Origin of the sequence: Bradyrhizobium sp. 149 (assembly GCF_023073915.1) — a bacterium.
Classification (GTDB): domain Bacteria; phylum Pseudomonadota; class Alphaproteobacteria; order Rhizobiales; family Xanthobacteraceae; genus Bradyrhizobium.
Genome location: NZ_JADPKK010000022.1, coordinates 1246947 through 1271395, shown reverse-complemented (window position 1 = coordinate 1271395; position 24449 = coordinate 1246947). Strand labels below are relative to the sequence as shown.

Sequence of the window (24449 nt, the reverse complement as noted above, 5' to 3'; positions counted from 1 at the left end):
CCGACGAGTCAAATCGCGGATTGGCATCGCGCGTTCTTGGAATCGCAAGTTGCTCGCATCGTAAGTCATTGATTCCGCTGGCTCGGGCTACTGTGCATGGGGTTGTTTTCGCGTTTGTTGTTGGCGACAATGCCGCCAACAACAAGAATCGACGGCGGAGGAAAACTTCATGCGCCCAATCGCACTCGCCCTGGCGGCGACCATCGCGGCGGAAACGCCGGCCGCGGCCGACTATCTGGTCAAGGAAGTCGGCAGCTTTCACGTCGGCGGCCACACCGAAACGCTGAGCGGGCTTCCGTCCAAGGAGATCGTGTTCTCTCCAGGTGCGCCGCCGATCAAGGTCGATCCGAACGGCGAGTTCGAGGTCAAGCAGATGTACGTCCAGTTCGTCAAGCAGGCAGCGCCGAAGTCGAGATTGCCGCTGCTGCTCTGGCATGGCGGCGGGCTCTCGGGCGTGACATGGGAGACCAAGCCCGACGGCAAGCCGGGGTGGCAGCAGTTCTTCCTGAATGCGGGCTATGACGTCTACGTCTCGGATGCGGTGGAGCGCGGCCGCGCCTCCTGGGCGCGCTATCCCGAGATATTCAAGAGCGAGCCGTTCTTCCGGCCCAAGAAGGAAGCGTGGGAGCTGTTCCGGATCGGACCGAGCTACGAGGTCGGCGGCAAGCGCGAGCCGTTCGAAGGCGAGCAATTCCCGATCGAGGCGTTCGACCAGTTCGCCAAGCAGGGCATTCCGCGCTGGGCCACCAATGACGCCGCCACGCAAAAAGCCTATGACGCATTGGTGCAGAAGGCGTGCCCATGCATCATCCTAGTCCACAGCCAGGGCGGCAATTTCGGCTTCACCGCCGCGCTCAATGCGCCGGACAAGGTGAAAGCGCTGATCACCGTCGAGCCGTCGGGGGCACCCGATCCCGCCAAGGCCGATGCTGCGAAACTCAAGGGCGTGCCGCATCTGATCGTGTGGGGCGATTTCCTCGACAAGGTGCCGGTGTGGTCCAAGCTCGTGGTCAATCCGACCAAATGGGGCCAGGCGGTCGCGGCGGCCGGCGGCAAGGTCGATACGTTCGAGCTGCCCAAGATGGGGATCAAGGGCAACACCCATATGATGATGATGGACCGCAATTCGGACGAGGTCGCCAGGCTCATCAACGACTGGATCGAGAAGCAGGGATTGGCGAACTAGGCGGAGCCTGGCCACGGCCGGACTCGAAAAAGTTGCTCAGATGCCGTGGTGCCGACTGTCGGCAAGCGCAGTTCCCGTTCGTCTTCCAGGCAGACAGACCTCACGGGAGACCAAAATGAACTCTTCCTCCTATCGCTGGGTGATCGTCGCCGCGGGCGGCTTGCTCGGCTGCGTCGCGATCGGCGGCATGTTTTCGCTGCCGGTGTTCCTGCAGCCGATCGCAAAGGATACCGGCTGGTCCGTGACCGGCATCTCCAGCGCGATGACGATCGGCTTTTTGGCGATGGCCTTCACCAGCATGGCCTGGGGCACGTTGACGGACAGGTTCGGGCCGCTGCCGGTGGTGCTGACGGGATCGTGCGTGCTGACTGTGAGCCTGTTCGCGGCGAGCCACGCCACCTCGCTGCTGGCGTTTCAGTTCATCTTCGGCCTTTTGGTCGGGGCCTCCTGTGCCGCGATCTTCGCGCCGATGATGGCGACCGTGACCGGCTGGTTCGATACCCATCGCAGCCTCGCGGTGTCGCTGGTGTCGGCCGGCATGGGCATGGCGCCGATGACGATGGCGCCGCTCGCGGCTTGGCTCGTCTCCGGCCACGACTGGCGCACCTCGATGCAGATCGTGGCGCTGGTGGTCGGCGCCATCATGATCCCGGTCTCGTTCCTGGTGCGTCGCCCGCCGGCGCTCGCGCACGCCGTGGCCGCGCCTGCGGGCGAGGGGGCTGCGCAAGACGAGATGTCGATGGGAGAGGCGCTGCGCTCGCCGCAATTCCTGATCCTGCTTGCCACCAACTTCTTCTGCTGCGCCACCCATTCCGGTCCGATCATTCACACCGTCAGCTACGCCGTGAGTTGCGGCATTCCGCTGGTCGCGGCGGTGACGATCTACAGCATTGAGGGCTTTGCCGGCCTCGGCGGGCGCATCGCATTCGGTCTGATGGGCGACCGCTACGGCGCCAAGCGCGTGCTGGTCTCGGGCCTCCTGTTGCAGGCGTTCGGCGCGCTCGCCTATGTCTTCGCGCATCAGCTTGCGACGTTCTATGCAGTCGGGGCCGTCTTCGGCTTCATCTATGCCGGCACCATGCCGCTCTACGCCGTGCTGATCCGCGAGAACTTCCCGCTCAAGATGATGGGTACGGTGATCGGCGGCAGCGCGATGGCCGGCAGCCTCGGCATGGCAACGGGCCCGCTCGCCGGCGGCCTGATCTATGATGCGTTCTCGAGCTACGCCTGGCTCTATATCGCCTCCTGGGCGATGGGCCTCGGCGCCTTCCTGATGGCGATGAATTTCAGGCCGTTCGCGAAGCCGCGAGCGGAGGTGGCACCGGTGGCGGCGTGAGCAGGTTCATCGAGGCGCGGCGCTAGAGCTGCGCCTCGATCGCGGCCTTGTCGACGATGGACCACACTTGCCATATTTTTCCGTCGCGAAATTGATAGAACACATTTTCGCAGAAGGAGACGCGCTTGCCGTTCACGTCCAGCCCCAAAAACTTTCCAGCCGGCGTGCAATCGAACTTCAGCCGCGAGGCAATGTAGGGCGGATCGCAGACCAGCAGCTCGATGTCGAAATGCAGGTCCGCAATCTCGCGAAAATCCTGCTCCAGCATGGCACGATAGCCGGACAGTCCGAACGGTCGCGCATTGTGGACGACGCCATCGTGAACGAACTGTTCGAGCGCGGACCAATCCTGCCGGTTCAGGCAGGCGATGTAGTCGCGGTAGATGTCGGCGAGGTCGGACCTGGTCATGGCGTTGCTCCTGCGGCTGCAACAGGGGAATCGGTGCCCGCGCTCACAGATGCTTTTCGAAGAACAAATCCGGGTAGGGGTCGTCATTGAAGCGCGGGATCTCGCTCCAGCCGCTTCGGCGGTAGAGCTGGCCCGCCTCCGCCAGCGCGCTGTTGGTGTCGAGCCGCAGCAGCTTGATGCCGAGCCCGCGAGCGGCATCCTCAGCCGCGTCCATCAGGCGCCGGCCGAGCCGCAATCCGCGCGCCGCCGGTGCGGCCCACAGACGCTTGATCTCGGCATAGCCGTGATCCGTGCCCTTCAGCCCGACGCAGCCGATCGGCAGCGTGTCCGAGATCGCGACGATGAAGGTGCCGCGCGGACGGCGCATGTCCTTGGCGTCAGGATCGCGCGACAGCGAGACGTCAAAGCCTTGCTCGAAGCGGCGACCGAGCTCGGCATAATACTCGCCGAGGCAATAACGGGCCTCCTCGCTCCGCGGATCCATCTCGTCCAGCGTGACGCGTTCGCGCGTCAGGGCCGAGGCGATCATGTCCATCGCCGCCAGCAGCGCCTCGCGTTGCGAATGTTGGGCGAGGAAGCCCTCGGCCTGCGTATTCGACAGTGCCTCGTAGGCCGCGAACTCGCGCCGGCCGGCACGCGTCAGCGTCGCGACGCGCCGGCGTGCGTCGTCCTCATGCGCATTGGTCTCGACCAGCCCCTCGTCCTCGAGGTTGCGCAGGAGGCGGCTCATCAGGCCGGAGTCGAGGCCGAGATAGTCGCGGATCTCGGCCACGTCCGAGCGCCCGTGCCCGATCGCGTTGAGCACCCGCGCCGCCCCCAGCGGTCGCCCGCGTCCCAGGAATGACGTGTCGAGCGCACCGACAGCGGATGTGACGGCACGGTTGAAGCGGCGCACGCGGGAGACAGGGTCGAGCATATCTCTGACTTTAGTCAGAGATGGCGGTCTGTCAATCGAGCACCGCACGCGCCACTCGGAGCTGCGACTGCGCGTCTTGCTTGTCGGATCGCCGGTATTCTTGTCGAGGCGAAGCTATGACCTAGAAGTGATGCACGCCGAGCGCCGAGAACGCGCCGTCGTGGATGTCATGGCCATCGCCGGGCTGGCCGAGGAAGCCGAGATGCATCGTCAGCGGCGGCAGTGCCGCCATCGGCACCGCGCCGGCGGTGTCGAGACCGCCGATGTCGACACCGTGCGTCGCGGCGCTGTCGTGCGGCGAGGCGAGCGGCGTGCCTACGATATCCGTGACCAGCGCGCTGAAAAGGTCCGGGGAGGATGCGACATGCTCGTCGCCTCCGACGGAATGCAGCAAGCCGCCGACAAGGCCGGTGACACTGTCTGCGAGTTGCCCGATCGTTCCTGTTACCGTGGACGTCAACTGACTAACGGTCGTGCTCAGGCTGTCAAGCGTATGCGACACCGCCGACAGCGAGGTGTCGACAAGATTGGTGATCGTGCTGCCGAGCTCGTGCAGAGACGGCATCGGATCGATCGAAGCGAATGTCGCTGAATCCGCGTGGGTGGAGGCGAGGCTGGTTCCCGAGGAATGATCAGGCGCCACGCCGGCGGTCGGTGTCACGTCGTGACCGTCAGCCGCGACAGACGCGCTGACCGGTCTGTCAGTCACGGTGGTAGCATCTGCGGCCGTATCGGCATGCGAGACGCGGTCGGTCATCACATCCGCATGAAGCGCCGTCGAGGTCTCGCCTGTCCGGGGCGCGCTCGCATCGGCATGCTGATCGCCTGAGACGGGCGGGCGCTCGCCCGGCGTTATCTCCGCGGGCGCGGGATCGGCGGCGTGCGTGAGTGTGGACGGCAAATCCGCGGAAACCGGCTGTGCATCGTTGCCGTCGTGATGCCCGGCGCCCTCAGCCTCCTTTAGGAAGGCGACCAGCGCGGTCATGAACGCGACCGTCTCTTCCGTCGTGATGTGGCGAGCAATCTCCGCCCTTTCGGCGCGGCGGTTGTTCTGCTCGGATGCAGTCATCGGCCTTGCTCCTCGTCAACGTTCGCGGAAGGCGCGGGTCAATTCGTCGCGCAGTGGACCAAACAGGTATTCGAACAGCGTGCGCGGACGCGTCGGCACGATCACTTCGGCAGGCATGCCCGATTGCAGTTCGATGCGCGACTTCTTGACGTCCTCCGGCTCCAGCGAGACCTCGATCGCGTAGTAGCCGGAGCCCCCGGCCTTGTCGTTGGTGACGCGATCGGCCGAAACGGTTCGCACGGTGCCGTAGAGGCGGGGGCGTTCGACGTAATTGACGCCAGTCAGCCGGATCTCGGCGCGGCGGCCCACCGTCACGTCGTTGATATCTGAGAGCTTCAATTGCGCATCGACGATCAGCGGATTGTCCGACGGCACGATGTCCATGAGCTTTGCGCCGGGCTGGATCACGCCGCCTTCGGTGAACACGTCCAGGCCGACCACCGCGCCGGTGGCGGGCGCGCGAATCTGGGTCCGGGTCACCACGTCGGTCGCAGCATCGACCTTCGGGGCGAGCTCGGCGAGCTTGTTCTCGGTGGAGCGGAGCTGATCGGTGATCTCGCTCATCCGTGCGCGCTCGGCCTTGGCGATCTCGGCCTCGTTCTGCGAGATCTGCTGCTGCATGCCGGCGATATTGGCGCGCTGCGCGCCGATATCGGCCTGCAGCTTGGCGTCCTCGCGCTGGAGCGCCAGGATCCGGGTCTTCGGCGTGTAGCCCTGTTCGTACAGGTGCTGCGCACCGTTCATCTCATCGGAGAGTAGCTCGCGCTGTTTCTCCGTGCCGGCGAGCTGCGCTTGTGTACCGCCGATCTGCGCGTTCAGCTCGGCGATCTTGCCTTTGAGCACGGCCGTTTCCGCCTCGAATTGGTGCTTTCGCGCCGCCATCATGGCGACCTCGTTCGCCATTGCTTGACGTAGGGCCGACTTCGCGCCTTGCGGATCGACACCGAAGTCCGGCGCGAGGCGGCCGTCGCGTTCTGCCATCAACCGCGCCTCCGCGGCGCGCGATGCGTCGCGATCGGCAACCAGCACCTCGAGCTTGGCGCGAGGATCGCTGTCGTCGAGGACGAGCAGGAGCTGGCCCTTCTCGACACGCACGCCGTCGCGGACCAAGAGCTGGCGGATCACGCCGCCGTAGGGGTGCTGCACGCTCTGGCGCCGCCCCTCGACCTGGAGATTGCCGGTGGCGATCGCCGCGCCCGAGATCGGGGCGAGTGTGCCCCACAGCGTCATTGCGGAAGCGAATGCGCCAACCACGATGGCGCCGATCAGGGCGGGCCGTCCCGGCCGTGCGTAATAGGCGCGCTCGCGGTCGGCAATATAGGTTGCGCCCAGCGTGCTCATGACGCGGCCGCCCGTGCGGCAGCCTGCTGCTGCAAGGCTTGATAGACCTCGCCGGGCGGGCCGAACATGTCCAGCATCCCGTTGCGCAGCACCATCATGACGTCGACGACGTCGAGGATCGTGGTGCGGTGAGTAATGACAATGACCGCTGCGCCATCGGCCTTGGCCTTGAGCAGGGCGGCCTTCAGCGCTTCTTCGCCGGGCGCATCGAGATTGGCGTTGGGCTCGTCCAGCACGAGCAGCGGCGGATGGCCGAGCAGGGCGCGCGCGAGACCAAGACGTTGGCGCTGGCCGCCTGACAGTCCGACGCCGCCGACCCCGAGCCGCGTGTCGTACTGCCGGGGCAGATCGAGCACCATGTCGTGGATGCCGGCGCGGATCGCGGCGTCGATGATCTCGTCGGTCGAGGCGTCGCCGAACCGTGCGATGTTCTCGCGCACGGTGCCGGCGAACAGGCCGACATCCTGCGGCAAATAGCCGACATGACGGCCGAATTCGACCGGATCCCAGTGATTGTAGTCGAGCCCGCCGAAGCGCAGCCGCCCCGCGGCGGGTGCCATCGCGCCGACAAGCAGGCGCGCCAGCGTGCTCTTTCCCGAGCCGCTTGGACCGACGATGCCGAGCGCCTGTCCGCCGGCAAGCTCGAAGGACAGGCCCTTGAGCACGGGCTCCTGCCTTGTCGGCAATTCGCAGACGAGCTCGCGCACTTCGACCGTGTTGCGCTGCTTCGGCACGATGGTCTGCGGCACGGTCAGGTCGACGGTGGCGAGCAGGTCGCGCACCTGCGTGTAGGAATCGCGCGCGCCGATGAACTGCTTCCAGGTGCCGACCGCTTGCTCGACCGGCACCAGCGCCCGGCCCATGACGATGCTCGCCGCAAAGATGGTCGCCGGCGTGATGGCGTGGTCGATGGCGAGCCAAGCGCCGGTGCCGAGCATCAGCGACTGCAACAGCAGGCGGAAGAACCGGATTGATGAAGTCATCACCGCATTCTTGTCGCTGGCGACGGCCTGCTGCACCAGCATCGCGGAGCGCTGGCTTTGCCAGTTTCGCTCGACCGCCGGCTGCATGCCCATGGCGCGGATCACGTCGGCATGGCGCAGCACGTTCTCGGTGAAGACATAGGACTGGTTGCCGGATGCCTCGGCCTGTCTCATCGGCGAGCGGGTCAGGACCTCGTTGACGCCGGCGAGCCCCAGCAGCAGCAGCGCGCCGACGGTTGCGACGAGGCCGAGCAGGGGGTGGATGAAGAACAGCAGCAGCAGGTAGATCGGGATCCACGGCAGGTCGAATGCGAAATAGATGCCGGACCCCGTCACGAAAGTCCGGAACTGATCGAGATCACGCAGCTGCTGCGCGCCACGCGAGGCGCCGCGCTCGGCCGATCGCACCACCAGTGCCTCGAACACGCGCGTCGACAATTCCATGTCGAGGCGGATGCCGCAGCGGATCAGGATCCAGGCGCGCACGGCGTCGAGGCCGGCCATGGTCAGCAGCGCGATTGTAAGGATCAGGGTGAGAAGGACGAGAGTGGAGATGTTTTCGTTGAGCAGAACGCGGTTATAGACCTGCATCAGATAAAGCGGCGAGGAGAGATAGAGCAGGTTGATCGCGCTGGAGAACAGCCCGGCCCAGAGGAAGTGCGGCCAGAGCTTTTTTAGCGCCTCGCGCACGTCGTCGCCGCGACGATGGGGCGGCTCTGCCGCACCGTCCGCGACCGTCAAAAGCGCTGCCGCCATCTGAATCCTCGAAGTGTCAAAAGAAGCTGCGCCGGGACGCTGGCGGGCTCACGCATGGCGTGACGTGGGGCCGAAGCCCCACGCCACAGGTCGGTTATCCGGGGATTGCTATTCAGACCAGGCCGTGGAGGAGACCACCGACATCGAGATGGCCGACGTCCGCACTGAGGCCGACCGCGGTCGGCGCGGAGATCGAGGCGTCGATGCCGCCGGTTCCCGCAAGGCCTGACGCGGAGACGTCAATGCTGGGGTTGGTTTCGATCAGCGCTCCCACGTCGAGCGTGTGCGACAGATCGACCGAGCCGCTGGCGCCGGCCGTTGCACTTCCACCTGCATCGGCGCCGCCTGACAGCGCACCCGTTGCTGTTCCAAGCAGGCCGTCTACCGTGCCGAGCAGGTTTCCGAGAAGAGCCATGTGAACTCCTTTTAGGGTTGGCAGTTGAGATCGCGACAGAACAGTCGCTGCTCAAGAAGCAGCCCGGCCGCCAAAGGTTGCTGACTCATATGGGGCCATTTGGTGCTGATTTGTTGGGCGAGGAACTTGACGCATCAGAGGACCAGCGCCCTCTAATTCGGTTCCGTAGCTCCTAAGGTCCTCACCTACCGGGGACCTTTGGCCCGCATTGACGGACAATTGCACCTGCGCTCCGTCCGGGCTCCGAGATCTTTGTGAGTTGTGCCTGTGCCACGAGCCGCTACCATGCGTCCGGTCCCGCGGAATGCGGGAGCCGGCACGGCGAGGGGAGGCGACATGAGTGCGCAGGAACGCAAAGCAAAAGGATCGGACCTGTTTGTCGCCGCGCTGGAGAACGAAGGTGTCGACCGCATCTTCGGCGTGCCCGGCGAGGAGAATCTCGATCTGGTCGAATCGCTCCGCACCTCCAGGATCGAGCTGATCCTGACCCGTCACGAGCAAGCCGCCGCGTTCATGGCCGCGACTTACGGCCGGTTGACCGGCAAGCCCGGAGTTTGTCTTTCCACGCTCGGCCCGGGCGCGCTCAATCTGTCGACGGGCGCGGCATATGCACATCTTGGCGCGATGCCGATGATCTTGATCACCGGGCAGAAGCCGATCATGAGCAGCCGGCAGGCGCGTTTCCAGATCGTCGACGTGGTCGCGACCATGAAGCCGTTGACGAAGCTGTCGCGGCAGATCATCAGCGCCTCCAGCATCCCGACCGTGGTGCGCGACGCGTTTCGCGTGGCGATGGAGGAGCGGCCGGGACCCGTGCATCTCGAACTGCCCGAGGACATCGCGGGCGATGAAGTGCCTGATGTCCCGGTGATCCCGGTTCATCCGATCGAGATCCCGGTCGCCCATCGCGCCGCGCTCGACCGCGCTGCCGAGATGATTTTGGCCGCGAAGCATCCGCTGGTGATGATGGGCGCTGCGACCAGCCGGCCGCGCGCGACCCACGGCATCGCCAGCTTCGTGCGGCGGACCGGCATTCCCTTCTTCACCACGCAGATGGGGAAGGGCACGGTGCCCGGCGGTACCAATCTCTACATGGGCACCGCCGCGCTGTCCGAGCGCGACTACGTTCACGACGCGATCGACGCCGCCGATCTGATCGTCGCGATCGGACACGACCCGATCGAGAAGCCGCCCTTCATCATGGGACCCTCGGGCCCGAAGGTGATCCACGTCAGCTACACGCCGGCCAGCGTCGAGTTGGTTTATTTCCCGGATGCGGAAGTGGTCGGCGACGTCGGCCCGAGCCTGGAACTGCTCGCCGACCGGCTCGAAGGCAAGCTGCCGCAAGCGGCCGCGCTGTTGCCGCTGCGCGAACAGATTCTCTCGCATATCGCCGACCGGGCCACCGAAGCGCGCTGGCCGCCGACGCCGCAACGTATCGTGCACGACATCCGGCAGGTCATTCCGGAGAACGGGATCGTCGCGCTCGACAACGGCATGTACAAGATCTGGTTCGCGCGCAATTACCGCACCCGCGTCGCCAACACGCTGCTGCTCGACAACGCGCTGGCGACGATGGGCGCCGGCCTGCCATCGGCGATGATGGCCGCGATGCTCTATCCAGAGCGGCGCGTGCTCGCGGTCGCAGGCGATGGTGGCTTCATGATGAACAGCCAGGAGATGGAGACCGCCGTCCGCCTCAAGCTCAATCTGGTCGTGCTGGTGCTCGAGGACAACGCCTACGGCATGATCCGCTGGAAACAGGCCGTCGATCATTTCGCCGATTTCGGCATGACCTTTGGCAATCCTGATTTCGTCCTGTACGCGAAGGCCTATGGGGCGAAGGGACATCGGATCGAGAGCATCGACAGTTTTGCTCCGACGCTGGATGCCGCCTTCAAGCAGGGCGGCGTGCATCTGGTCGTGATCCCGATCGATTATTCGGAGAATGTGCGGGTGCTCGTGGAGGAGCTGCGGGCGCGGGAGAAGTCGAGGGCGTGACGTGTTCTTCACTCTCGCCACCCCGCCATTGCGAGCGTCGCGAAGCAATCCAGCGTCCTTCCGCAGAGGCAATCTGGATGGCTTCATCGCTTTGCTCCTCGCTATGATGGAGTATGACGATCAGCAAAAATGCGATAACAACTTGCGTCAACGCAATCCGACCAACCACAGGAAGAAGACATGGCTCGCGTTCGCTGTATCACCGAGATGGGCATGGGCGTCGACGTCCACGGCAGGGACGCCACTAAGGCGGCCAAGCGTGCGGTGTCCGATGCCATCAGGCATTCGAGCCTCGGCTTCTTCCGGATGATCGGCAAGACTGCGAACGACATGTTCGTCGACGTCACCATCGCCGTGCCGAATCCCGAGGACGTCGACAAGGACGCGGTCGCCAAGGAGCTGCCTTACGGCACGGTCACCGTCAACGCGGTGAAGGGCGGGCTGGAGATTCCCTCGGCCCCCGAACAGGGCAACGACCCCATCCTCATCGCCAATGCCGCCGTGATCGTCAGCTTCGACAAGGAGTGAGACCGTGTCGGACGGTGACGAGACGCTGCTGGATCGCCCGATCTGGAGCGCGCTGACGACCAGCCACAAACATCTGGCCGAGGGTGGCCCGCGAGCGCTGCGCTATCCGGTGGACGTGACGCCTTTTGCCGACGTGGTCGACATGTCCGGGGCGAGCTTTGCTGCGCTCGGCGATCTCCTGTCGGGCACGCAGGTCGCCGCGCTGTTCACACCGGAGCCCGTCGATGTTCCCGCAGGGTTCAAGATTGTGCTCGCCGGACCCTGCGAGCAGATGATCGGCTCGCCCGCCGACAGCCCGCTTCGCGATGCCGAGATCGTCCGGCTGGGTGAAGCCGACGTTCCCGCCATGATGGCGCTGACCGAGTTGACCAAGCCCGGTCCCTTCGCGCGACGCACGCACGAACTCGGGACGTTCCTCGGCATCCGTGCCGGCGGAGAATTGGTCGCGATGGCCGGCGAGCGCATGAAGCCGGGCGGTTTCGTCGAGATGACGGCCGTCTGCGTCCACCCTGATCATCGGGGGCGAGGCTACGCGCAGGCGCTGCTCGCGGCGGTCGCGCGCCAGATCGAGGCGCGCGGCGAAATTCCGTTCCTGCACGTGTTTTCGAGCAACTCATCGGCCATCGCGCTGTACCAGCGGCAGGGGATGCGGATTCGGCGCTGCCTGCACGTCACTGCGTTCATGAAGCAGGACTGAGCTGCGCCGTCCGGACGGGCTTCATATCCGGCGAATTCACGCTATATCGATTCCCAACCATCATTGGGGGAAGCACATGGACGCCAGGACACCTGATTTTTCCGCCACGCGGACGGCAATGCAGCGTTACGTCGATCAGGAGATCATTCCGGGTGCATCCTGGGCGGTATTGCGGGGCCGCGAGGTCGTCGATCAGCAATGTGTCGGCTTTGCCGATCGCGAGGCGAGCAGCGCGCTGCGGCCCGATCACATTTTTCGCGCGTTTTCCAACACCAAGATCTTCGTCACCTGCGTGGTCATGCTGCTGGTCGAGGAGGGTCGCGTCGGGCTCGATGACGTGGTCGAGAAGTTCCTGCCGCAACTCGGCAATCGCAAGGTGCTGAAGCCGGGCGCGTTGACCCTCGCCGACGTCGAGCCGGCGAACAGCCCGATCACGATCCGGCAGCTTCTGACCCACACCTCCGGCCTCAGCTACGGCATCTTCGATCCCGGTACGGTACTGTTCAAAGGCTATAACGAGGCGGGCGTTCTCAATCCGCTCACGCCGCTGACCGGCATGATCGACCAGCTCGCCGATCTGCCGCTGTCCTATCATCCCGGCTCGTCCTGGGAATATTCGGTGGCGACGGACGTGCTCGGGCGTGTCGTGGAGGTCGTCTCCGGCAAGCCGCTCGACGCCGTTCTGAAGGAGCGCATCTTCGAGCCGCTCGGCATGACCGACACCGGCTTCTACGTGCCGGAGGCGGAGCAGGGCAGGCTGGTGGCGCTCTACAATGGCGCCGACGTGCTGGACCCGATGAAGCCCGGCCTCACGCGGGCCGACCATCTTCCCTATCCGCAGGCCTATCGGCGGCAATTCCCGCGGCTGTCCGGCGGCGGCGGACTGGTCTCGACCTTGCCCGACATGCTCGCTCTGATACGCGCGCTGCTGCCCGGCTCGGATGCGCTGCTGAGGCCGGAGACGCTGCGGCAGATGATGACGAACCAGTTGCCTGCCGGCCAGACCATCCGCTTCGCCAATCTGGGCGCGATCCCCGGCAAGGGCTTTGGCCTCGGCGGCGCCGTCACCTTCGCGCCGATGCCGTTCGATCCTCCGAATCCGACCGGCGAATTCCAGTGGGGCGGGCTTGCCGGCACCCATTGGTGGATCTGCCCGCAGGCCAATACCGCCGGCGTGCTGATGGCGCAGCGTTACATGGGTTTCTGGAATCCGTTCTTCTTCGAATTCAAGCGTCTGGCCTATCAGGCTGCCGGAAGCTGATCGCGAAAAAACTGCACGTTGCCGCGAATCCTTTTGGGTCGTCGCGCCCTCTCTTGATGGTCGAGGCATTTTGCTTCGGCTCATCTCGGAGGATGTGATGGCATTTTACAGGAAGAACGTCGGCGGCCCGCACCAGGCCGTGCGGATTGCCTTAGGCGTCGTGGTGGCGGTAGCGGCGTTCGTATATCTCACCGGTGCTGCAGCGTGGCTGGTTGCCCTCAGCGGAACCGGCTTCGCGCTGACCGGCCTCATCGGCTATTGCCCGATGTGTGCGATGGCCGGCATCGGAAGGAGAGGCGTGTCGTGAGCGCCGCTGTGATCTCGTCAAACCTGTTCGAGGCCGCGCGCCTCGGCGATCCCCAGGCGATCGCGTCTCTGCTCGAGACGGCGCAGCCGGACATCCGCCGCTACGCCCGCGCCACCTGCCGCAGCTCGGCGGATGCCGAGGATGCGGCGCAGGAGGCGCTTTGGATCCTGTTTCGCCATGTCGGCACGATCCGCTCGTGGCTGGCGTTTTCGGCCTGGCTGTTCAGCGTGGTCCGCCGCGAATGCCTGCGGCTCGCCCGCAAGGCAGGCCTTGCGCCGGCGATCGACGGCGGGGAGGCGGAGGCGCTGCTGCTGTCGCGCCCTGAACCCGATTTGCGGCTCGACGTCGCAGCGGCTTTCGAGGCGCTGCCGGCCCACTATCGCGATGTCGCGCTGATGCGCGACGTCAAGGAAATGACCATCGACGAAATCGCCGTCGCAGTCGGCACGACCCGGCAGACCGTGAAGGCACGCCTGCATCGCGCCCGCGCCCTGATGCGCGAATATCTGACGAGGTGAGCCATGACAAATTATCAAAACCCCGGCGATCTGAAATCCATCCCGGCCTTCGTGGCGCTCGCGCCGGTTGGCGCAGCGGCTGTTCGAGCGACATCGGGGCGAGGAACTGGGATAGAGGAGCGGGCGGATGTCCGTCAGGATCAGGAACTTGCCCAACTATCTCGGCCTCGATGGATTCCGCTTTGGCTGGGTCGCAACCTGGATCGACCATCGCGGCGATCACGGCTTTGATTATTCGCCCGGCCTCATGCGGTTGCTCGCGCTACCGCATGCGCGGGCGATGATCGACATGCCGATCGGATTGAAATGGAGCGGCTATCGTGTGTGCGATTTGCGCGCACGCGAGCTGGTCGGTCCCGCCGTGTTTCTCGGTGCGCGCCGCGACCTCTGGAGATTTGCCGACATGGCCGTAGCTAACCGCCACTACTGGGAGCAGGACGGCAAGGGCAAGGGCGTGTCGGCGCAGCTCTGGAACCTCAGGGACAAGATCAGGGACGTCGACGAGATCATGACGCCGGCGCGGCAGGCGAACATCGGCGAAGCGCATCCGGAATTGGTATTTTGGAATCTGGCAGGGCGGGTCCGGCTTGCAAAGAAGACATCGTCGGAAGGCCGCGAGCAGCGCATCGCGCTCCTCGCGCAACGCGGCTTCACGCGCCTGCCGAAATGGCTGACGCAGCGACATGGCACCGGCATAGGCCGTGACGATCTCATCGATGCCTGTGCCTGCGCGGTCGCGGCACGCGACAGCACGCAACGTTTCGGCGGGGAGGAGACCGATCCGCGGGGCTTGCGGATGGAGATCAATTATTGAGGCCGCCAGCCTGCGAGGATTCGGGAAAAAGCTGCAATTTATTTGAAGCTTGCAGGAACAGACGATGGCCGGCCCGCGTTCCCCGTGCGAATCGAATAGGGAGAAGCTCGTGCGATGAACGATACCAGTCAGTTCGCAACCGCGATGCTTGCGCTCGTCTTCACCGGAGCACTGCTCGTGACCGGCCAGCTCTTCATCGAGCAACGCGCGCAGCGCGACGTGACTTACGCCGCCAGCCATTTGCTGCGGCCATTGTGATCTGATCCCGGTGCGGGAAAATGATCTGACTGCTCGACCTTGCGTTGTTCTGCGGCTCGCCTAGATTGGGCGGCATCTCTTGAACGAAGCCGGGGTCCCGATGTCCGATCTGTCCGTCTTTCCCATTACCAAACGCTGGCCGGCCAAGCACCCGGAGTTGCTTCAGCTCTATTCGCTGCCGACGCCGAACGGCGTCAAGGTCTCGATCATGCTGGAAGAGATCGGGCTTCCTTACGAAGTCCATCTCGTCGATTTCGGCAAGGACGACCAGAAGACGGCGGAATTCCTCTCGCTCAATCCGAACGGCAAGATCCCGGCGATCCTCGATCCCAACGGCCCCGGTGGCCGGCCGCTGCCGCTGTTCGAGTCCGGGGCAATCCTGCAATACCTCGCGGAGAAGACCGGCAAGCTGCTGCCGCAGGATGCGGCGCGCCGTTACCAGACGATCCAGTGGCTGCATTTCCAGATGGGCGGCATCGGGCCGATGTTCGGCCAGGTCGGCTTTTTCCACAAATTCGCGGGCAAGGATTTTGAGGACAAGCGGCCGCTCGATCGCTACGTGGGCGAAGCCAAGCGCCTGCTCGGAGTGATGGAGTCGCATCTTTCCGGCCGGCAATGGTTCATGGATGACGACTACACCATCGCCGACATCTCCATGCTCGGCTGGGTGCGCAACCTCGTTGGTTTCTACGGGGCCGGCGATCTCGTCGCGTTCAACCAGTTCAAATCGGTCGCCGCCTGGCTCGAGCGCGGGCTGGCGCGTCCAGCCGTTGAGCGCGGGCTGAACATTCCGAAGAGGCCTGGAGGCTAGAACAGTCGCCCGCCGTTCGGCACGGGCTTGCTCGGCTGCACCAGCACGACCTTGCCGTCGGCATCGGGGAAACCGAGGGTCAGCACCTCCGAGACGACCGGGCCGATCTGGCGCGGCGGGAAATTGACGACAGCCGCGACCTGTTGGCCGACCAGCGTTTCGATCGGATGGTTTTCGGTGATCTGCGCCGAGCTCTTGCGCACGCCGATCGCGGGACCGAAGTCGATCCACAGACGCCAGGCCGGCTTGCGCGCCTCCGGGAACGGTTTTGCATCGACGATGGTGCCGACACGGATATCGACCGCAAGGAAGCTGTCGAAGTCAATGGTCGCTGACGTGATCGCGGCTGGGTCGTGGGTGACGTGCATGGAATGTCCGTTCGGAGTGCTGGCGTCGTTCGCAATATTGTCGCGCGAACCGGAGTTGCGTACAACGGCTTGGGATCACGATACGACGCATGCGCGAGGAATGTCTTGCCCAACATCATCTACGGCATCAAGAACTGTGACACCATGAAGAAGGCGCGCGCCTGGCTCGACACCCATGGCGTCGCCTACGCGTTTCACGACTACAAGACAGCGGGGTTGGAGAAGGACAAGCTCAAGCGGTGGAGCGACAAGATCGGCTGGGAGACGCTGCTCAATCGCGCCGGGACGACCTTCAAGAAGCTGCCCGACGCCGACAAGGAAGGCCTCTCCGAGAAAAAGGCACTGGCGTTGATGCTAGCGCAACCATCGATGATCAAGCGGCCGGTGCTGGAAGTTGGCGGCAAGCTGCTGGTCGGTTTCAAGCCGGACGTCTATGCCAAGGAAGTCACGACCAAGGAAGTCACGACCAAGGAACCCGGCGCCAAATCGGATTGAGCGCTAGTTCAGCTCGATGATCTCGGTGGTGACAGCGGAGCCCCGCTGGTCCACGAACTCGACCAGTTCGGCGGGCGCTATGCGGCCGGGGGCGCGATGGAACAGGTCGCGGTCGATCACCGCGCGCAATTTTGGGCGGGGCAGCGCGTCATTTCCGCGCATCAGATTCTTGATCTCGAAGCCGCCGTCCTCGCAGAAGGTCTTGAGCGATGCGATGACGTGGCAGATCTTGCCCTCACTCTGGAAGGGCAATAGCAGGCGCTCATAGGCGACGATACGCCCGTAGATGTCGTCGAGGTCGGCAACGCTGTAGACCGGAAGCCCGCGACCCACGCATTCATAATAGACCGGCATCACGAAGGGCACGAGCCGCGGTCCGATATACTCGTCGAGCAGAACGCCCTTGCCTGTGTGTCCATAGGCGCGCGAGATGCGCGTACCCTCGCTCTGGATGGTCAGACGTGGCGTCGGCGTCGAACTGTCGACCGTATAATAGATGAGATCGGAGAGCTCTTCCTCGAGCCGCGCAGGCTGGTACTCCCAGATCGCCGGGGCCGTCTGCTCGCGCGCATAAAGCCGCAGCCACGTGTTGAGGAGATCACGCTGCCTGATCGACTTGACCACAGAAGGAGCGGCGCTTGCAAAATCCAAGACAATATTCCCGACGTATAGAATTCCGGACGTATAAAACCCGCGCATGATCCTCGTTGCGGGGAAATTTTCTATGAAGGCTGGCGCATGGAACGAAACACCGTTAACGACGGCTTGATGACCGGCGCTTTGCGAACCGGGAGGCCGGGCAGGCGCGACATCAACACACGTCCGACTAAGGGAGCATAAGCCTCCCGTCCGGAGGCCTGACCTGCTCAGCTTTCCGCCTTGCCTAACCCCCGTCACCTCCGGCATATTCCGCGCCCGGAGGCGGCGTTCCGGATGGGATCCAAGGAGTGGCTCCAAGGCCTCCGGACAGCCGAAGCAACAAGGATAGCCACGCGCATTGTGCGGGCAGGGGGAAAACTGTTTGGCCGATGAGTTCATTCTCGAAACGGAAGGCTTGACCAAGGAGTTCGCGGGCTTCTTCGCCGTCCGCGACGTTGCGCTCAAGGTTCGCCGTGGGAGCATTCACGCGTTGATCGGCCCGAACGGCGCCGGCAAGACGACGTGCTTCAATCTCTTGACCAAGTTCCTCAAACCGTCCGCCGGAAAAATCCTGTACAAGGGACAGGATATCACCGCGATGGCGCCCGCCGACGTGGCCCGCATGGGGCTGGTTCGCTCGTTTCAGATCTCGGCGGTATTTCCGCATCTCACCGCGCTGGAAAACGTCCGCGTCGCGCTTCAGCGCCAGCACGGCAGCTCGTTCGACTTCTGGCGCTCCAAATCCGTGCTCAACCAGTTCAACGATCGCGCGCGCGAGCTGTTGAACGATGTCGGCCTCAGCGAGTTTTCCAATACGCCCGCGGTCGAGATGCCCTACGGGCGCAAGCGCGCACTGGAGATCGCAACCACGCTCGCGCTCGACCCCGAGATGATGCTGCTGGACGAGCCGATGGCCGGCATGGGTCACGAGGACATCGACAAGATCGCGGCGCTGATCAAGCGCATCTCCGCGAAATACACCATCCTGATGGTCGAACATAATCTAAGCGTCGTGGCCAATCTCTCCGACATCATCACCGTGTTGACGCGCGGGCAGGTGCTTGCGCAAGGTCACTACAGCGAGCTCACCAAGGACGAACGCGTCAAGGAAGCCTATCTGGGAGCCGGTCATGGCTGAGACTGCAACCGCGGAAGCTCCCGCAAAAGCCGCGAGCGGCGGCAACATCCTCCAGGTCCGCAACCTGGAAGCATGGTACGGCGAGTCCCACATCCTGCACGGGATCAACTTCGACGTGAACGCGGGCGAGGTCGTCACCCTGCTCGGGCGCAACGGCGCCGGCAAGACCACCACGCTGAAGTCGATCATGGGCATCATCGGCAAGCGCACCGGCTCGGTGAAGTTCAACGACCAGGACATCACCCAAACGACCTCGGACAAGATCGCGCGGATGGGTATCGCGTTCTGCCCGGAAGAGCGGGGAATCTTCTCCAGTCTCGATGTTCGGGAGAACCTGCTGTTGCCGCCGGTGGTGCGTCCCGGCGGCTTGCCGCTCGAGCAGATCTTCGATCTGTTTCCGAACCTGAAGGAACGGCTCAATAGCCAGGGAACCAAACTCTCCGGTGGCGAGCAGCAGATGCTCGCGATCGCGCGCATCCTGCGCACCGGCGCGAACTTCCTGATGCTGGACGAGCCGACCGAAGGTCTCGCACCTGTCATCATTCAGCAAATCGGCCACACCATTGCGCGGCTCAAGAAGGAGGGATTTACGATCCTCCTGGTCGAGCAGAACTTCCGGTTCGCATCCACCGTCGCGGACCGCTATTATGTGGTCGAGCACGGCAAGATCATTGACGGATTTGCCAATTCGGAGCTTGCCGCCAACATGGACAAGCTCCACACCTATCTCGGCGTCTAAAGCATGATCCGGAAAGTGCCCGGCGGTTTTCCGAAAAGATCATGCTCGAGCAAAAGAACTGCCAACGAGAAAATACACAGGGAAGTAGCATGATGACAAAGTCGATTGCGTCGTTTCTGCTCGGCACCGCGCTGGCCGTGACCACCGCGGGCGCAGCCTTCGCGCAGGACAAGACCGTCAAGATCGGTGCGCTGTCCGATCAGTCCGGGCTCTATGCCGACCTCGGCGGACCGGGCTCGACGCTCGCCGCGCAGATGGCCATTGAAGATTCCGGCCTGGCTGCGAAGGGGTGGAAGATCGACATCATCTCGGGCGATCACCAGAACAAGCCCGATATCGGCACCGCGATCGCGCGGCAATGGTTCGACGTCGACAAGATCGACATCATCGTCGACGTGCCGAATTCCGGCGTGGCGCTCGCCGTCAACAACATCGTCAAGGAGAAGAACGGCGTCTACGTCAATTCCGGTGCTGCGACTTCGGACCTCACCAACGCGCAGTGCTCGCCCAACACCGTGCACTGGACCTACGACACCTACATGCTGGCCCACACCACCGGCCAGGCGCTGGTGAAGGCCGGTGGCGACAGCTGGTTCTTCCTGACCGCGGACTACGCCTTCGGCGCGGCGCTGGAGCGCGACACCACCGCTGTCGTTACCGCAAATGGCGGCAAGGTGGTCGGCGGCGTCAAGCACCCGCTGAACACGCCGGACTTCTCGTCCTTCCTGCTGCAGGCGCAGGCCTCCAAGGCCAAGATCATCGGCCTTGCCAATGCCGGCGGCGACACCACCAACACGATCAAGCAGGCAGCCGAGTTCGGCATCGTCAAGGGCGGCCAGAAGCTCGCGGCGCTGCTGCTGTTCCTCACCGACATCAAGGCGATCGGTCTCGAGACCGCGCAGGGCCTCAACTTCACCGAAACCTTCTACTGGGACATGAACGACCAGACCCGGGCGTTCTCCAAGCGCTTCGCCGAGAAGATGAAGAGCAACGCGCCGCCCACCATGGTGCAGGCCGGCGTCTATGCGGGCGTGCGTCACTATTTCAAGGCACTGGAAGCGCTCGGCGGCAACCCGCATGACGGCGCCAAGGTCGTCGAGAAGATGAAGTCGATGCCGACGGAAGACGACCTGTTCGGCAAGGGCGAGATCCAGCCCAACGGCCGTACCATCCACAATGCCTATCTGTTCGAAGTGAAGAAGCCCTCCGAGTCCAAGGGACCGTGGGACTTTTACAAGCTGGTCGGCACGGTGCCGGGCGACCAGGCCTTCACGCCGCTGTCCGAGAGCAAGTGCGCGCTCTTGAAGAAGTAAGATAACCGCCCCGCGGGCCATCAGGCCTGCGGGCGACTTTCAGGGAACGCCGAAGGGACCGGGTGCGGGATCGATGCAGGCTCTTTACGCTCAGCTACTGGTGGGACTGATCAACGGCTCGTTCTACGCGCTGCTCAGTCTCGGGCTTGCCGTGATCTTCGGCATGCTCAACATCATCAATTTCGCCCATGGCGCGCTCTACATGATGGGCGCGTTCGTTGCCTACTTCCTGCTCAACAACGATTATCTCAGTATTGGCTACTGGCCAGCATTGATCGTCGCTCCAATTGTCGTCGGCATCTTCGGCATGATCCTGGAACGGACCATGCTGCAATGGCTCACGGGGCTGGATCATCTCTACGGCCTGCTCCTGACCTTCGGCATTGCGCTGATCGTGCAGGGCGTGTTCCAGAACTACTTCGGCTCCTCTGGCCTGCCTTACGCCATTCCGGACCAGCTCAAGGGCGGCATGAACCTCGGCTTCATGTTCCTGCCCGTCTATCGCGGCTGGGTCGTCATCTTCTCGCTGGTGGTCTGCATCGCGACTTGGTTCCTGATCGAGAAGACGCGGCTCGGCGCCTATTTGCGCGCCGCGACCGAAAACCCGACACTGGTGCGCGCCTTCGGCGTCAACGTGCCGCGTATGATCACGCTGACCTACGGCCTCGGTGTCGGCCTTGCCGCGCTCGCCGGCGTGTTGTCGGCGCCGATCAACCAGGTGCGGCCGCTGATGGGAGCCGACCTCATCATCGTGGTGTTCGCAGTGGTCGTGATCGGCGGCATGGGATCGATCATGGGCTCCATCATCACCGGCTTCGCGCTCGGGGTGATCGAGGGCCTGACCAAGTATTTCTACCCCGAGGCCTCCAACACCGTCGTGTTCGTGCTGATGGTGCTGGTGCTCTTGGTAAAGCCAACGGGATTGACGGGAAGGGCGGCCTGATATGACAGCCTTGACGGACGACACGCTGCCGGTAACCCCGCGCGCGATCCGCGACGAGATGATCGTATTCGTGGTGATGGCGCTGCTGCTGGCTTCGGTGCCATTCACGGGAGTCTACCCGTTCTTCGTGATGCAGGCGCTGTGCTTCGCGCTGCTCGCGTGCGCCTTCAACCTGCTGATCGGCTACGGCGGTTTGCTGTCCTTCGGCCATGCGATGTTCTTAGGGACGGCCGGCTATTGCAGCGCGCACGCGCTGAAGGTCTGGGCGCTGCCGCCGGAGCTCGGCATCCTCGTCGGCGTCGCCGGTGCCTTCGTGCTCTCGCTCATCACTGGCTATATCTCGATCCGCCGCCAGGGCATCTATTTCTCGATGATCACGCTGGCGCTGTCGCAGCTTTTGTACTTCATCTACCTCCAGGCGCCGTTCACCCATGGCGAAGACGGCATCCAGGGCATTCCGCAGGGCCGCCTGTTCGGCGTCTTCGATCTGACCAAGCCGACCGTGCTCTACTATGTCGTGCTGGTCGGCTTCCTCGCCGGCTTCCTGCTGATCTTCCGCATCATCAACTCGCCGTTCGGCGAAGTCCTGAAGGCGATCCGCGAGAACGAGCCGCGCGCGATCTCGCTGGGGTACCGCACTGACCACTACAAGTTCCTGGCGTTCGTCCTCTCGGGCACGCTGGCCGGCTTCGCCGGTTCGCTGAAGGTGTTCGTGGCGCAGAACGCCTCGCTCACCGACGTGCACTGGTCGATGTCCGGCGAGGTCGTGCTGATGACGCTGGTCGGCGGCCTCGGCACCGTCTTCGGCCCCGTGGTCGGCGCCTTCGTGATCATCGCCATGCAGCAATATCTGGCGGGGTTCGGCCAGTGGGTGACGGTGATCCAGGGCTCGATCTTCGTGATCTGTGTGCTGACGTTCCGCCGTGGCGTCATCGGCGAAATCGCGCATTACTTCCGGCGTTCACTCTAAGTCATTGAAATAGCATTTGATTTACTGGTGTGTGAAAGCGGTGGATGATCCGGCTCCACGGGCGTGAGGTGGCACGCGCGTGGATCGAAAATGGTCTATGACAGTTTCATGACGGCCCGCTTGGGCCAGACCATTGTCCAACCGGTAGTCTCTCCCCCATGATGCGATTATTTCGCGCTTTCCTGCCCAAGGAAGAACGGTTCTTCGACCTGTTCGACCGCCATGCCAAGACAGTGATCCAGGGATCGATCGCGCTCCAGAGCATGCTCAATGGGGGCGAGGAGACGCCGGTCTATTGCCAGCGCGTCAACCAGTTCGAGAACGACGCCGACAACATCACTCGTGAGGTGCTGACGGCGGTGCGCCGGACTTTCATCACCCCGTTCGACCGCGGCGACATCAAGAACCTGATCACCTCGATGGACGACGCCATCGACCAGATGCAGCAGACTGCCAAGGCCGTGATGCTGTTCGAGGTCCGCGCCTTCGAGCCGCCGATGCGGGAGATCGGCGGGCTTCTGATCGAATGCGCCAATCTGGTCGGTCGTGCGCTGCCGCTGATGCAGAAGATCGGTCAGAACGTGGCCATGCTGACCGCGATCACGGAAGAGCTGGGCAAGCTGGAAGGCCGGGTCGACGATCTCCATGATATCGGGCTGAAGGAACTGTTCCTCAAGCATCGCGGCGGCAACGCGATGGATTTCATCGTCGGCGCCGAGATCTACGATCATCTCGAGAAGGTCGCCGACCGCTTCGACGACGTCGCGAACGAGATCAACAGCATCGTCATCGAGCAAGTTTAGCGCATGATCCGGAAAAGTGTGCAGCGGTTTTCCGCTCAGATCATGCGTAAAGCTTAGAGCAGGGGCCGCGCCGTGGATGTTGCGTTGGGTCTTCCCGTCCTGGTCGGACTGATCGCCGTCGCGCTGCTGTTCGACTTCCTGAACGGCCTGCACGACGCCGCCAATTCGATCGCGACCATCGTTTCGACCCGTGTGCTGCGGCCGCAATACGCGGTGTTCTGGGCCGCATTCTTCAATTTCGTCGCCTTCATGGTGTTCGGGCTGCACGTCGCCCAGACCATCGGCACCGGCATCATCGATCCCGCGGTCGTGGATGCTCAGGTGATCTTCGCGGCGCTCGTCGGCGCCATCGTCTGGAACCTGGTGACATGGGCGCTCGGCATCCCATCGTCCTCGTCTCATGCGCTGATCGGGGGCTTGTTTGGTGCCGGCGTCGCCAAAGCCGGGCTTTCGGCGGCAGTCTGGAGCGGATTGTCCAAGACGGTGATCGCAATCGTGCTGTCTCCGCTCGTCGGCTTCCTGCTCGCGATGGTGCTGGTTGCGATCGTCTCCTGGGCCTCGGTACGCTCCACGCCCTTTGCCGTCGATCGCGCCTTCCGCATCCTGCAATTCGCCTCTGCCTCGCTCTATTCGCTCGGCCATGGCGGCAACGACGCGCAGAAGACCATGGGCATCATTGCCGTGCTGCTCTATTCGCAGGGCCAGCTCGGCGGCGAATTCTTCGTACCCTTCTGGGTGGTGCTCTCGTGCCAGGCCGCGATGGCGATGGGTACGCTGATGGGCGGCTGGCGCATCGTTCGCACCATGGGCCTGCGCATCACCAAGCTGACCCCGATGCAGGGATTTTGCGCCGAGACCGGCGGTGCCGCGACCCTGTTTATCGCGACCTTCCTCGGTGTTCCCGTCTCGACCACCCACACCATCACCGGCGCCATCGTCGGTGTCGGCGCCGCCCGCCGTCTCTCGGCTGTGCGCTGGAACGTCGCCAGTTCGATCGTCTATGCCTGGGTGATCACGATGCCCGCCTCGGCGATCGTCGCGGCGCTGACCTGGTGGGCGGTCAAGATCTTCGTCAAGTAACGAGCTTCAGCCCGACAATCCCGGCAACGATCAGCCCGATGCTGGCGAGGCGGAACGCGGTGGCCGGCTCGCCGAACAGGATGATGCCGAGCGTCGCGGTACCGACCGCGCCGATGCCGGTCCAGACTGCATAAGCGGTTCCAATCGGCAGCGATTTGAGGGCGAGCCCGAGCAGGATGATGCTGCCGGCCATGGCACCCAGCGTGAGGACCGACGGAACGAGCTTGGTAAACCCCTCGGTATATTTGAGGCCGATCGCCCAGGAGATCTCCAGCAGACCGGCGACGAACAGGATGCTCCAGGCCATCACGACCCTCCATTCAAGGCAGGGTCGTCCCCGCGACTGGTGTGCTGA

28 protein-coding genes are annotated in these 24449 nt (G+C 63.8%); 19 read left to right on the top strand and 9 right to left on the bottom strand.

What is annotated here, in order from left to right:
- Positions 1–169 precede the first annotated feature (169 nt).
- Both IVA88_RS23775 and IVA88_RS23770 read left to right on the top strand, forming a co-directional pair.
- On the top strand, positions 170–1186 hold the full coding sequence (locus tag IVA88_RS23775) for an esterase (protein WP_247499587.1): 1017 nt from the start codon (positions 170–172) through the stop codon (positions 1184–1186).
- Positions 1187–1301: 115 nt separating this feature from the next.
- Positions 1302–2522: an MFS transporter gene (locus IVA88_RS23770; protein WP_247499586.1), complete on the top strand. Its 1221-nt coding sequence runs from the start codon at positions 1302–1304 to the stop codon at positions 2520–2522.
- Between the two features lie 22 nt (positions 2523–2544).
- Here IVA88_RS23770 and IVA88_RS23765 read toward each other — a convergent pair whose 3' ends face one another.
- The 6 genes from IVA88_RS23765 to IVA88_RS23740 all read right to left on the bottom strand — a co-directional run bounded on the left by IVA88_RS23765 (position 2545) and on the right by IVA88_RS23740 (position 8411).
- A complete protein-coding gene (locus tag IVA88_RS23765; RefSeq protein ID WP_247499585.1) occupies positions 2545–2931 on the bottom strand; it encodes an ester cyclase in 387 nt (128 codons plus the stop codon).
- 43 nt (positions 2932–2974) lie between these two features.
- Positions 2975–3847, bottom strand: a complete 873-nt coding sequence (locus IVA88_RS23760; RefSeq protein ID WP_247499584.1) for a helix-turn-helix domain-containing GNAT family N-acetyltransferase — start codon at positions 3845–3847, stop codon at positions 2975–2977.
- Between the two features lie 121 nt (positions 3848–3968).
- Entirely contained in the window at positions 3969–4916 is a 948-nt protein-coding gene (locus tag IVA88_RS23755) for a hypothetical protein (protein WP_247499583.1), read from the bottom strand.
- Positions 4917–4931: 15 nt separating this feature from the next.
- A complete protein-coding gene (locus tag IVA88_RS23750; RefSeq protein ID WP_247499582.1) occupies positions 4932–6257 on the bottom strand; it encodes an HlyD family type I secretion periplasmic adaptor subunit in 1326 nt (441 codons plus the stop codon).
- Positions 6254–7996 carry a type I secretion system permease/ATPase gene (locus IVA88_RS23745; protein ID WP_247499581.1) on the bottom strand — a complete coding sequence of 581 codons (1743 nt, stop codon included), beginning with the start codon at positions 7994–7996 and terminating at the stop codon, positions 6254–6256. The genes IVA88_RS23750 and IVA88_RS23745 overlap by 4 nt, the downstream gene beginning before the upstream one ends.
- Positions 7997–8108: 112 nt before the next feature.
- Entirely contained in the window at positions 8109–8411 is a 303-nt protein-coding gene (locus IVA88_RS23740; protein WP_247499580.1) for a hypothetical protein, read from the bottom strand.
- 336 nt (positions 8412–8747) lie between these two features.
- Here IVA88_RS23740 and IVA88_RS23735 point away from each other — a divergent pair, with 336 nt between their 5' ends.
- The 9 genes from IVA88_RS23735 (at position 8748) to IVA88_RS23695 (ending at position 15606) form a co-directional block, all read left to right on the top strand.
- Entirely contained in the window at positions 8748–10412 is a 1665-nt protein-coding gene (locus IVA88_RS23735) for an acetolactate synthase large subunit (protein WP_247499579.1), read from the top strand.
- Positions 10413–10592: 180 nt separating this feature from the next.
- Positions 10593–10940 carry a Lin0512 family protein gene (locus IVA88_RS23730; protein ID WP_247499578.1) on the top strand — a complete coding sequence of 116 codons (348 nt, stop codon included), beginning with the start codon at positions 10593–10595 and terminating at the stop codon, positions 10938–10940.
- 4 nt (positions 10941–10944) lie between these two features.
- Positions 10945–11637, top strand: coding sequence for a GNAT family N-acetyltransferase (locus tag IVA88_RS23725; RefSeq protein WP_247499577.1), 693 nt, complete (start codon positions 10945–10947; stop codon positions 11635–11637).
- A 76-nt stretch (positions 11638–11713) separates the two neighbouring features.
- Positions 11714–12898, top strand: coding sequence for a serine hydrolase domain-containing protein (locus IVA88_RS23720; RefSeq protein WP_247499576.1), 1185 nt, complete (start codon positions 11714–11716; stop codon positions 12896–12898).
- Between the two features lie 97 nt (positions 12899–12995).
- Positions 12996–13205, top strand: coding sequence for a DUF2892 domain-containing protein (locus IVA88_RS23715; RefSeq protein WP_247499575.1), 210 nt, complete (start codon positions 12996–12998; stop codon positions 13203–13205).
- Positions 13202–13723, top strand: coding sequence for a sigma-70 family RNA polymerase sigma factor (locus tag IVA88_RS23710; RefSeq protein ID WP_247499574.1), 522 nt, complete (start codon positions 13202–13204; stop codon positions 13721–13723). The genes IVA88_RS23715 and IVA88_RS23710 overlap by 4 nt, the downstream gene beginning before the upstream one ends.
- 148 nt (positions 13724–13871) lie before the next feature.
- Complete coding sequence (locus IVA88_RS23705; RefSeq protein ID WP_247500398.1) at positions 13872–14537, top strand: DUF429 domain-containing protein; 666 nt, start codon at positions 13872–13874, stop codon at positions 14535–14537.
- A gap of 114 nt (positions 14538–14651) precedes the next feature.
- On the top strand, positions 14652–14795 hold the full coding sequence (locus IVA88_RS23700; RefSeq protein WP_247499573.1) for a hypothetical protein: 144 nt from the start codon (positions 14652–14654) through the stop codon (positions 14793–14795).
- 100 nt (positions 14796–14895) lie between these two features.
- The gene (locus IVA88_RS23695; RefSeq protein WP_247499572.1) at positions 14896–15606 is read left to right on the top strand and encodes a glutathione S-transferase N-terminal domain-containing protein; all 711 of its coding nucleotides are present in this window, start codon (positions 14896–14898) and stop codon (positions 15604–15606) included.
- On the opposite strand, the gene IVA88_RS23690 is transcribed toward IVA88_RS23695, so the two are convergent.
- Positions 15603–15974: a tRNA-binding protein gene (locus IVA88_RS23690; protein WP_247499571.1), complete on the bottom strand. Its 372-nt coding sequence runs from the start codon at positions 15972–15974 to the stop codon at positions 15603–15605. The genes IVA88_RS23695 and IVA88_RS23690 overlap by 4 nt on opposite strands.
- A 105-nt stretch (positions 15975–16079) precedes the next feature.
- On the opposite strand from IVA88_RS23690, the gene IVA88_RS23685 reads away from it, so the two are divergent.
- Positions 16080–16469, top strand: coding sequence for an ArsC family reductase (locus IVA88_RS23685; RefSeq protein ID WP_247499570.1), 390 nt, complete (start codon positions 16080–16082; stop codon positions 16467–16469).
- Between the two features lie 3 nt (positions 16470–16472).
- Here the strand turns inward: IVA88_RS23685 and IVA88_RS23680 are convergent, their stop codons facing one another.
- Complete coding sequence (locus IVA88_RS23680; protein WP_247499569.1) at positions 16473–17168, bottom strand: hypothetical protein; 696 nt, start codon at positions 17166–17168, stop codon at positions 16473–16475.
- 322 nt (positions 17169–17490) lie between these two features.
- Between IVA88_RS23680 and IVA88_RS23675 the strand changes: the two genes are divergently transcribed.
- From IVA88_RS23675 to IVA88_RS23645, 7 genes are all read left to right on the top strand, one after another.
- Positions 17491–18246 (top strand): ABC transporter ATP-binding protein, encoded by a 756-nt coding sequence (locus IVA88_RS23675; RefSeq protein WP_247499568.1) that lies wholly within the window; start codon positions 17491–17493, stop codon positions 18244–18246.
- Positions 18239–18985, top strand: coding sequence for an ABC transporter ATP-binding protein (locus IVA88_RS23670; protein WP_247499567.1), 747 nt, complete (start codon positions 18239–18241; stop codon positions 18983–18985). The genes IVA88_RS23675 and IVA88_RS23670 overlap by 8 nt, the downstream gene beginning before the upstream one ends.
- Positions 18986–19074: 89 nt before the next feature.
- The gene (locus IVA88_RS23665; RefSeq protein WP_247499566.1) at positions 19075–20298 is read left to right on the top strand and encodes an ABC transporter substrate-binding protein; all 1224 of its coding nucleotides are present in this window, start codon (positions 19075–19077) and stop codon (positions 20296–20298) included.
- A gap of 73 nt (positions 20299–20371) precedes the next feature.
- Entirely contained in the window at positions 20372–21241 is an 870-nt protein-coding gene (locus IVA88_RS23660; protein ID WP_247499565.1) for a branched-chain amino acid ABC transporter permease, read from the top strand.
- Between the two features lies 1 nt (position 21242).
- Entirely contained in the window at positions 21243–22211 is a 969-nt protein-coding gene (locus tag IVA88_RS23655) for a branched-chain amino acid ABC transporter permease (protein ID WP_247499564.1), read from the top strand.
- A 158-nt stretch (positions 22212–22369) separates the two neighbouring features.
- Entirely contained in the window at positions 22370–23014 is a 645-nt protein-coding gene (locus tag IVA88_RS23650; protein WP_247499563.1) for a DUF47 domain-containing protein, read from the top strand.
- Positions 23015–23086: 72 nt separating this feature from the next.
- Positions 23087–24094, top strand: coding sequence for an inorganic phosphate transporter (locus tag IVA88_RS23645; RefSeq protein ID WP_247499562.1), 1008 nt, complete (start codon positions 23087–23089; stop codon positions 24092–24094).
- On the opposite strand, the gene sugE is transcribed toward IVA88_RS23645, so the two are convergent.
- Complete coding sequence (sugE, locus tag IVA88_RS23640) at positions 24087–24401, bottom strand: quaternary ammonium compound efflux SMR transporter SugE (RefSeq protein WP_027569634.1); 315 nt, start codon at positions 24399–24401, stop codon at positions 24087–24089. The genes IVA88_RS23645 and sugE overlap by 8 nt on opposite strands.
- Between the last annotated feature and the right edge of the window lie 48 nt (positions 24402–24449).